The following is a 9,889-nucleotide window of genomic DNA, read 5'->3' as shown; positions in this document are numbered from 1 at the left end:
ATGACGCCCCCATCCGAACTCATGCGACCCCCGTCAAAACGGGCCACAACACGCCGTCCACAGGAGGCTGGAAACTCATACGCGCCTGCGCTACACTCTGTCTGCATCGGGTTCGTTTATTGCTTATGAAAAATTCTTTTGTGCAAAACAGACTTTTTCATAATCTAACCCGATGCACAACCCTTCTGTGAGATTTCCGCGTCGAAACCATATCGTCAAGAACAGTCGCTTCATCCCAAACTCGGTCAATTCACGTGTGCCTAGCAAATGTCGGCTTTCGAGAAACTTTCCCAATCGCATGTATGACTGACTTGAGACGTAAGTCGTAATGAGATTTGGCCTCATGAGGTCCGCAGCACCAGCTCCGCCATCTCATCCAACCGCGCCTTATGCCGCTCCCAGTCTGGCATGAGGTACCGCAGAAGTTTCCAGAACGCTGGCCCATGATTATGCTCCTTCAGGTGGCACAGTTCATGCAGGATGACGTAATCAATGCAGTCACGCGGGGCTTTGACCAGATGTGGGTTCAGCGTGACGGTGCCCCCAGGTGAGCAGTTGCCCCACTGCGTCTGCATCACCTGGAGCTTCAGGGCAGGGGGCGTGCTGACCCAGAGTGCTGACGGCAGCAGCGCATCAAGGCGGTGCTGAAATACGTCCTGCGCCCGCGTAAAATACCAGAGTTCCAGCAGCTTCTGAATCCGCAGGGCATGGCGTTCCTGCACGGACACCTCCAGCCGTCCTCGCAACATGCGCACGGTCTCCGGCGCATCAGGCTGATGATGCACTTTCAGCAGATGCCGCCGCCCCAGATAGAAGTGGCTTTCCCCGCTGACATACTCGCGTGGCGTAGCGTGTTCCTGCACCGCTCGGAAGTCCCGCAGTTTCTGCCAGATCCAGCGGGTTTTCTGTTTTAATGCCCGTTCCAGATCGACATCCGAGGTGCCTTCGGGAACAACCACCTGCACAGTCAGGTCTGGATGTACCTTGATGCGTAGCGTCGTGCCAGGACGTGCACGGGGCAGCAGTTCTACCCGGATCTGCTCACTCCCATAGGTCAGAATACGCTGGTCCTTGCCGCTCATGCTCAACCACGTACTGTATCAGCAGGCCCAGCCCGCATAATCTGGATGACCTGCTCAATGATCTCCTGTGCCTTGTCCACACCAAAGCCCGCTTTCTGGCCCGTGCTGAACAGGAGCGGCAGCAGTTCTTTCCTGACCGCTTTTTCCATATCGGGGCGGCTGAGCGAGTTCTCCCGCACGGCCTTGTCCACCACTGTGTCAATCTGGAACGCCAGATCAATCCAGCGCTGGTTCTCCTCATCCGTCTGCTTATGGTTGAAGATGGCCGCGAGTGTTTTCAGGAACACGCCATAATAGGCCTGCGCATGGCGGTGCCCGTCAAAAACAGAGGGGATGTTCTCTAGCTTGCGATTGGCAACCTGCTCCTCGAACTCCTGAAACAGCATGAACTGCTTGAGCGGATGGTCGAACAGGCTTTCCGCTTCCGCAATCACCTTGCGCAGCAGGGCCGAGAAGGCTTCCTTCGCGTAAGGGTCATCCTGCATCTCGTGGTCGATCATCTTTGTCACACGGGTGCGGATCAGATCCGTCTCGTTGCGGGTTTTCTCCTCACTCCAGTTTTCTGGTTCGTTGTCTTCCGGCTTCTGGCCCATCTTGCCGACCGCATAGAGCCCCTGGGAGTCATGAACCTTCACCCCGGCCACATGCCGGTCCAGAAGCTTCTTGACCTGCTCGGCATACTGGTCGAAATCCACCGTCTCCCCCGTATCCTGCATCACCATTTGCCGCAGGCTGGTCAGTTGTTTCAGTGTTTCCTTGTAGGTGGCGCGGTCCTTTTCCGTGAAGCTGGTATCTTCAAAGAAGGCCACGGATTGCAGCGCGACTTTCAAACAGGCGGCAAACTTCGTCAGCGCCTCATAGAAATCATCCCGGCGCTTGAGGTTCACATCCACCATCTGGCCGTGTTCTTCCACCATGCGGGGCATAAGCACAGCACGAAGCTGCTGGAGGTCGCTTCTGTTCTTCACACCGTCAAAAATGGCCCAGAGCGCTTTGTGCAGGGCAGGGAGTTCCCGGTATTCCGTGCTCATCTGGCTATAAAGCCCGGCAATGTCCTTCGGATCATACCCGCCGACATTCTCGGCCGCCAGCTCGTCATACCGGGCCAGCGTGGTGTCCAGTTCCGCCAGAATGCCGCGATAGTCGATCAGTAGCCCGTGCTTCTTCTGGTCATGCAGCCGGTTCACGCGGGCAATGGCCTGGAGCAGGTTGTGCTGCTTCAGGGGCTTGTCGATATAGAGCACCGCGTTCTTCGGTTCGTCAAAGCCGGTCAGCAGCTTGTCGACCACGATGATGAGCTTGAGATTGGGGTCGTTCTCAAAGCGGTCAATCACATTTCGCGTGTAGTCTTCCTCACTCTGGCTGCCGACATTCTCCTTCCACCAAGTCTGGATTTCGGGCTGTTTGCGCTCATCCACTTCCGTATGGCCTTCGCGCGTATCGGGCGGGCTCATGACGATGGCGCTCTCGAACAGACCCACCTCGTCCAGATATCGTTTGTAGCGGATGGCGGAGAGCTTGCTGTCACAGGCCAGCATGCCCTTGAGGTCTTTATCAATGTTGTTGTCGAAATGCGTGGCCAGATCCATGGCGATCAGTCGGATGCGGTCATCCGCCTTGTAAACCTGATTGGCGCGGGCAAAACGCTTTTTGAGGTCCGTGACCTGCTCCTCGGTCAGCCCCTGCGTAATGCGTTCAAACCAGGCATCAATAGCGCGGTCATTGACATCAAGGTCAGGCTTACGTTCTTCATACAGCAAGGGTGTTACCGTGCCGTCTGCTACCGCCTGCTGCATGGTGTAGGAGTGAACAATTTTACCAAAACGGTTGGTGGTCTCGCTACCTTTAAGCAGTGGTGTGCCAGTAAAGGCAATAAAGGCTGCATTGGGCAAAGCGTGCTTCATGCGGGCATGGTTTTCACCGCCTTGGCTGCGGTGGCCTTCATCAACCAGCACAATGATGTCCGCGCTGTCATTATGACATTCGGGATAGCCGGTGGCAGTGTGGAACTTGTTGATGAGCGAGAAGATGATCCGCTCCTGCCCATGCCCGATCTGCTGCGCCAGACGGCGGCCAGAGGTGGCGAGTGCTTCTTCCTTGTCCTTCTTGTCCGCCAGTTCGCCGCCGGTGGAGAAGGTGGTGCTCAACTGCCGTTCCAGATCCTTGCGATCTGTCACGACAATAATGCGACATTGCTTGAGATCGTCATCCAGAATGAGGGCGCGGCTGAGGAACACCATGGTGAAGGACTTGCCGGACCCCGTGGTGTGCCAGACCACGCCGCCCTCACGCCCGCCATCGCTGCGGCGGGACTTGATGCGTTCCAGCAGGCGTTTGATCCCAAAGACCTGCTGATAGCGGGCGACGATCTTGCCCGCCTTGCGGTCGACCAGTGTGAAGTATCTGGTCATTTCCAGCAGGCGCTGGGGCGAGAGCAGACCAATCAGCAGCCGGTCCTGATCCGAGACATGCAGCGGGCGGGAGGCCCAGTCCTCGAACCATATCCGGGCTGGGGGTTTTCGATCGACAAACAGCACATCTTTCTGGACCCCAGAAAGCGGCGTGTTCTTGAGCGCCTCCATCCGGCTTTCGGGAATGTCTTCTTCCTTCCAGCTTGCCCAGAAGTTTTTGGGCGTGCCGCAGGTGCCATAGCGTCCGTCATGCCCGGTGATGGAGAGTAGAAGCTGGCTGTAGGCAAAAAGCTGGGGGATTTCATCCTTGTTCTGGTTGCGAATACTCTGGGAAATCCCGGCGTCCACCGTCGGGCCTTTGCCCGGCTGGCCATCAGGACGCTTGGCCTCGATCACGGCCAGCGGAATACCGTTGACGAAGCAGACGATGTCCGGCCTGCGCGTCTGCGTCAGATCCGTGCGCAGAACGCTGAATTCTTCGGTAAAGGTAAAGCTGTTATCGTCCGGGTTCTGCCAGTCGATGAGGGCGATGGTCGGGTTGGCCTTGCGGCCGTTAATGAACTCGGTAATGGCAATGCCGAACAGCAGATGCGTGGTCATCTTGTCATTGGCATCGCGCAGGCCGGAGACGAAATCCGGATGCGTGACGTGGGAGACCAGCGCATCAATGCCCTGATCGGACAGGCTGTGCTCCTGTCCTTCAAACGTAAAGCGGCGTTTTTTCAGTTCCGCCCGCAGGAGAGAGTCCAGCACCACGGCGTCCTGTTTGCCGCCCCGCAACGCCAGCGCCTCGGATGGCGGCAGAAACCGCCAGCCGAGCGTGCTGAGCAGGGCCAGGGCGGGAAGCTTGGCGCTGTATTCTTCCTGAAATTTTGGGGCAGAAACCATGATGTTCAAATATCCTGTAAACTGAAATGACTTAATCGACCTTCACGCGGCGCTTGCCCGTGAGAAGCTGCTGCATCAGGGCTTTCTTCTCCTGACGCAGGCGAGAAAGGTCGGATTCAATCGCTGTGATTTCTTCGTCCGCTGTGCTCAGGACAGCGGCTATGGCTTTTTGTTCGGGAAGAGGAGGAAGTTTCCATGAAATTTCTTTGAAGTGCTTAAACTTTAGGTTCCACGTGTCGGATACGAGACCTTGTGAATGTCGATAAAAAACGTGGATCATGGGGGGAAACTTGAAAAGATAAGATGCAAATCTCGTGCAGATGTCTTTCTTTGCAAAAACGATTGTGTAAGCTGGGCTGACAATACCTTCTTTGTCAGAAAGGCATGATCTGCCTTGCCACATTCGCATTGTATTGTAGCCAATATCGTCAACATATATTCTTTTGTATTTTGATTTATCTTCCTTTGAAATATCTTTCCTTCCACTGTCCTCTTGAAAGATAACCCCATCATTCGCCGTTACAGAAAGAAGTGGGAGATCTGTTCTTTCTGTTTCTACGCGCTCTTGGAATAAGTCTTGAAATTTCCTAACTTTCCACTCCCCCGTGAACCCCGGCAGGCGTTTTTTGCCTGTGAGGAGTTGCTGCATGAGGGCTTTTTTCTGCTGCTGGCTGTTGGCCAGAAGCTTCTCCGTCCCCTCAATCGCACGATCCCACGTCGAGAGGATCGCCGCGATCTTCTTCTGTTCGGGGAGAGGGGGAAGGAGAATTGGTATAGAAGATAAATCCTCTCGATTTATTTTAGGCATTCCAGTGCGCATAGACATCGAAATTGCACGAGTTTTAAAAGTATCCCCCAATATACTAAAAAAAAGAAAATTCTTATCTATTCCTTTGCGAGGGTGAAGAACATACATGTCGGCACTGCATACACCCGAGTATGATGGAGTGCATACTTTGTTTAGGTTTGGACGAATCTTTGAATAGACAATAGAGTGTTTATCAAACTCATATTTTCCAGATATTAGTTTCAAATCACCACACGTCCGTTCATTAACAATTCGGCCTGTATCGGAAATAACATTTTCAGGCCCAATGTGTTTTGTATTCTTAAAAGACGCTTCCCTTGGATCTACTAATCCGTTTGCAATATATACCACATCGCCAAAGCTCTTTTTTCTCCACCCCTCAGGAAGCATAACCCAGCTCCTTCAGATAGGCATCCATCTGGGCTTCCAGCTTGCTCAGTTCCGCCTTGATCTCCGCCCGTTCAGCCCGCACGGCATTCAGGTCGATTTCTTCTTCTTCCTCAAACGTATCGACATAACGCGGAATGTTCAGGTTGTAGTCGTTCTCCCTGATCTCGTCCGGCGTGGCGAGATGGGCGTATTTGTCCACGTCCTTGCGGGCACGGTAGGTCTCAACAATCTTCGTGATGTTCTCTTCGGTCAGCACGTTCTGGTTCTTGCCCGCCCTGAACTCGCGGCTGGCGTCAATGAACAGCACGTCCTTCGTCTTGCGGTCCTTGCGGAAGATCAGGATGGCCGCTGGAATCCCCGTGCCAAAGAACAGCTTTTCCGGCAGGCCGATCACCGCATCCAGCAGGTTTTCCTCAATCAGCTTCTGGCGGATTTTCCCTTCCGAACTACCCCGGAACAGCACCCCATGCGGCACCACAACACCCATGCGGCCGGTGCGGTCTTTCAACGTGGCAATCATGTGCAGGATAAAGGCGTAATCGCCCTTGGTCTTGGGCGGCACACCACGGGCAAAGCGGTGGTGCACGTCCTGCTCCGCCTCGTCATGGCCCCATTTGTCGAGGCTGAAGGGCGGGTTGGCCGTCACCACGTCAAACCGCATCAGGTGATTCTTGTCATCCAGCAGCTTGGGGCTGCGGATGGTGTCGCCCCATTCAATGCGGTGGTTGTCTTCGCCATGCAGGAACATGTTCATTTTGGCAAAAGACCACGTGGAGCCAATGGCTTCCTGCCCATACAGGGCGTAATCCTTGCTGCCCTTGTGGTTTTGCGTCACCTGTTTGCCGCACTTCATGAGCAGGGAGGCCGAACCACAGGCCGGATCACAGATGCTCTCACCGGGTTGCGGGTTCAGCAGACGGGCCAGCAGTTCACTGACTTCCGGCGGGGTATAGAACTCGCCCGCCTTCTGCCCACCGCTGGCGGCAAAATTCTTGATCAGGAATTCATAGCCGTTGCCAATCACATCCAGATTGCCAACGCGCGATGGCCGCAGGTTCAGGTCCGGCTTGGCAAAATCTTCCAGAAGATGCCGCAGAATGGTGTTTTTCTGCTTTTCATCACCCAGCTTATCTGAATTGAAGCTGATGTCCTGGAACACGCTCTTGCCCGCATCCTTGAGCTTGGTGCCGTTGGCTTCTTCAATGGCGTGCAGGGCTTTATCAATCCGCTCGCCATTGCCAGGCGTATTACGCTCTTTATAGAGGGTGTAGAAGTCGGCACCTTTCGGCAGAACAAAGCGTTCCTGTGCCATCATGGCTTCAATCAGTTCGGGATTGTCGCCATATTCCTTTTTGTAAGTGTCATAATGATCCTGCCACACATCGGAGATGTATTTCAGGAACAGCATGGTCAGCACATAATCCCGATACGTATCGGGGCTGACGGTGCCACGGAAGGTATCGCAGGCATTCCAGAGTGCCTTGTTGATGGTGTCTTGTGAAATCTGCTCGGTCACGAAATCTGGTCCTGTTTCAAAACGTAAGGGGAGTGTCAGTCAGTCAGAAGGTCTCTGGCAAGTCCGGTCATGATCTGCTGGTTGGTTTGGCGCAAGCGGAGCAAGAGGGCTTCCTCCCGCCGCACGGCGCAGGCAAAACCGGCAATCTGTTCCTGCTGCGTCAATGGGAGCAGCACGACCGGTCGAACTTGTCTTGAGAAAGCCAGCCTTCCCGAACTTTGCGCGGCTCCACCAATGACCCAAAAAACGGGACCGTCGGCACTTCCCCATACGTCCCGCCTTCTAAACGGCGCTCATCGCATCGTTGGGAGATTTGCAGGTTATTGTAAGAGGCACCATTTGGTCTGGACCCTCCAGATAGGTAGACGCAGCCAGCTTGCAATCATCCGGGCATTTTGCCTCATAACATAACGACATTTTCTCAAAACATTCGTTTTCTCCGCTTTTAATATGAATAATTACTTTATTTCAACCCCTTAATCAGTCCATCCCGACTCACTTATTCATATTACAAAATATAGTTGGACCACTAGACACTTCACTTATGTAAATAAGAAGTCTATTTCACCTTCTCAATAAATCTTTTCACTGCTCGCTCAGCTGATTGAAGCGCCTGATCGAGATCTCCGTAATCGAGCTTTTCCCACCGCTGCGGACTCCGTACGACACGCGATGCAGTCTGAATATCTCCGCTCACTTGCGAAGCCTGATTTTTTACTCTCCACCGACGTGGTGGCGCAATAGTGTCCGTCAGCCCCCCGCAATCTTTCAGACTGAAAAACCGCCTCGAGAGACGGGAAGTGATTTCTACGGCGATACCCTTCTTTACCATCCGCTCGAAATAATGGAGCGCCGTATTGACGGACATGCCCAATTCCTCTGCCGCACAGGTAGCGGACACCATCGGGCGCAGAGTCAGAAGGTCAAGAACGTCGCCAGCCCGCGAGGTCGAACGTTGACCCCGCATGACCTGATGTCCTGTCCTCCAAGCGTATTCCAGCCTCGACAACAGGGTATCAAAGCGTTCCGCTTCGCGCTGAAGCTCGGAGAGAAAGTCCACTATCCATTCCGAGCGGTCCTGAGGCGCCTCAGTTCGGAAGGCCCTAGCTCCCGTCAACGGAATGGGATTACGGAGCAAGCCGGATGTCTGCCAGTAACGAACCAGGGCGGCGCGCATGGGAGCCCGCCTACGGTTGTCCTGCCATATCCAATGGTAAAAAGCCTCTCCCGCACACAGGAGCGGACCCTGAGCGTGATCTTGAGCTTCAAGAGCCCGGAGTGCGGCGTCAACGCTCGGTTGTCGATCTTCGCCGCCAAACGTCAGCCACGCATAGAGATCGTAGGCACACCACGTCGCATCATGAAGATCTGCCCGATCGATCGCTTCGGCGGGCTGACGAAGAGGAAAGCCTTCGAGAACAGCAATAAGACGCCAGGGGTCAATGTGATATCCGTCAGTCGCGGCTTGCGCGCTGACGGTCTGTAACCGAGCACGCAAGAGAAATGCTGGCAGCAACGGATGGCCCAGCAGACGTTGGTCGAGACGTCCCACGGCGACTGATGTGCTAACCAGCAAGCTGGCGAGCGGTGCTGAAAGCAGCGAGCTGCGTAGCGGAACCGCTTTTACCGTCCCTCTCTCTGTCATGCGAATAAACCCAGAAAGCACCGCCACGGGTGCTCATACGGCAGGAACTTATCGAGCCGGTTTAACGCTGCACGAACCGAAGGAGCAGTCCGATCAATCGCGTGGCACTGCCAGAACAGGGAGTTTCTGACAGCTTCCAACTCTTTACGGCGGAGCCACTGGAACGCGCCAAGACGTTGTAACTCTCGTTCAGTATCCGCCAACGCTCTCAAAAGACCACGGACGTGTTTCTCGGACTGCGGCAAGCCATAGTCATTGCGGTCATCCGGATAATGAACATAGGTCACCGCATAGGGATGTTTAACCACGACATGCCGGTCTTCCTCCCTCATTTCCAGTGGGCACCAGTCCAACGCGGTCATCTCGATTTTCGTCCATGGAATGCGCGCAGAGCCATAAACCTGTTCATTCACCCATGGCGTTTCTTCGAACAGGAGAAGCGCCTCTCTTTGCAGCTTGTCGTCGTCGATCCAGCTCAATGAAGCCAATTCAGCGGCGTGGCGCGGTATGCGCATCAGAACAAACGTTTCGTTGGAAAAGGAGCAGCGCCGGAAATGGGCGCGCGCCAGTGCTTCGTTCCGCCAAACAGACAGCGTGTAGATCCGATGGCCTTTCGCGAGCAGAGGTTCGCGGAGCACATATTCGCGATGGCGATGCTCGCCACTCCAGAGGCTGGGACTCAAATAGGCACCGATTGCCTCCTGCATATGCAACAGCGACCGGCGCGACTGATAGCGAAAGAGGTAATCTGGATCGTCAATTTCGGGATCAATCTCAAACGGCATCACGCACAAACAGCTACACGGTGAACAGGCGAAATACAGTCTTGGAATACACTCCCATGACTGTCAATTCATTCTAAGAAGCCATTAGCTTCAATCTGTGCAGACATTCGTGCCAAAGCCCCCTCTCCTCACCCTAGTTGCGATAATTCCCTTTATCGCAACTAGGTGGGAGGCATAAAAAAGGCCCCGTGTCGCGTTTCCCTAGATGATGACAAAGATCACATTGATGCTGCTTCGGGCCGTTTTTTGAAGCCTAGGGCCTGTTAGATCTTGAATTTCTTCCCATATTGTAGGGATGGAAGAAGGAGACAGAACAGGCACCTTTACGGACGAGACATGGGCGATCTGGGAACCTCTGATTGAG

At 54.4% G+C, this 9,889-nt stretch carries 7 protein-coding genes; all 7 read right to left on the bottom strand.

Features of this window, described 5'->3' with window-relative positions:
• Nucleotides 1-341 precede the first annotated feature (341 nt).
• Nucleotides 342-1,082 (bottom strand): M48 family metallopeptidase, encoded by a 741-nt coding sequence (locus GOB87_RS15640; protein WP_166318871.1) that lies wholly within the window; start codon nucleotides 1,080-1,082, stop codon nucleotides 342-344.
• 2 nt (nucleotides 1,083-1,084) lie between these two features.
• Complete coding sequence (locus tag GOB87_RS15635) at nucleotides 1,085-4,381, bottom strand: type I restriction endonuclease subunit R (RefSeq protein ID WP_166318868.1); 3,297 nt, start codon at nucleotides 4,379-4,381, stop codon at nucleotides 1,085-1,087.
• A 31-nt stretch (nucleotides 4,382-4,412) separates the two neighbouring features.
• The gene (locus GOB87_RS15630; RefSeq protein WP_166318865.1) at nucleotides 4,413-5,579 is read right to left on the bottom strand and encodes a restriction endonuclease subunit S; all 1,167 of its coding nucleotides are present in this window, start codon (nucleotides 5,577-5,579) and stop codon (nucleotides 4,413-4,415) included.
• Nucleotides 5,569-7,095, bottom strand: coding sequence for a type I restriction-modification system subunit M (locus GOB87_RS15625; protein ID WP_166318862.1), 1,527 nt, complete (start codon nucleotides 7,093-7,095; stop codon nucleotides 5,569-5,571). The genes GOB87_RS15630 and GOB87_RS15625 overlap by 11 nt, the downstream gene beginning before the upstream one ends.
• Before the next feature lie 35 nt (nucleotides 7,096-7,130).
• A complete protein-coding gene (locus GOB87_RS15620; protein WP_242006517.1) occupies nucleotides 7,131-7,271 on the bottom strand; it encodes a hypothetical protein in 141 nt (46 codons plus the stop codon).
• Between the two features lie 383 nt (nucleotides 7,272-7,654).
• On the bottom strand, nucleotides 7,655-8,740 hold the full coding sequence (locus tag GOB87_RS15615) for a hypothetical protein (protein WP_166318859.1): 1,086 nt from the start codon (nucleotides 8,738-8,740) through the stop codon (nucleotides 7,655-7,657).
• The gene (locus tag GOB87_RS15610; RefSeq protein ID WP_166318856.1) at nucleotides 8,737-9,525 is read right to left on the bottom strand and encodes a hypothetical protein; all 789 of its coding nucleotides are present in this window, start codon (nucleotides 9,523-9,525) and stop codon (nucleotides 8,737-8,739) included. The genes GOB87_RS15615 and GOB87_RS15610 overlap by 4 nt, the downstream gene beginning before the upstream one ends.
• Nucleotides 9,526-9,889 lie beyond the last annotated feature (364 nt).

Origin of the sequence: Acetobacter estunensis, assembly GCF_011516945.1 — a bacterium.
GTDB lineage: Bacteria > Pseudomonadota > Alphaproteobacteria > Acetobacterales > Acetobacteraceae > Acetobacter > Acetobacter estunensis.
This window is presented reverse-complemented; position numbering and strand designations above follow the sequence as displayed.

Coding starts and splice junctions, on each gene's coding strand:
- GOB87_RS15640 (WP_166318871.1), bottom strand. CDS start 1,082: ATGAGCGGCAAGGACCAGCGTATTCTGACCTATGGGAGTGAGCAGATC.
- GOB87_RS15635 (WP_166318868.1), bottom strand. CDS start 4,381: ATGGTTTCTGCCCCAAAATTTCAGGAAGAATACAGCGCCAAGCTTCCC.
- GOB87_RS15630 (WP_166318865.1), bottom strand. CDS start 5,579: ATGCTTCCTGAGGGGTGGAGAAAAAAGAGCTTTGGCGATGTGGTATAT.
- GOB87_RS15615 (WP_166318859.1), bottom strand. CDS start 8,740: ATGACAGAGAGAGGGACGGTAAAAGCGGTTCCGCTACGCAGCTCGCTG.
- GOB87_RS15610 (WP_166318856.1), bottom strand. CDS start 9,525: ATGCCGTTTGAGATTGATCCCGAAATTGACGATCCAGATTACCTCTTT.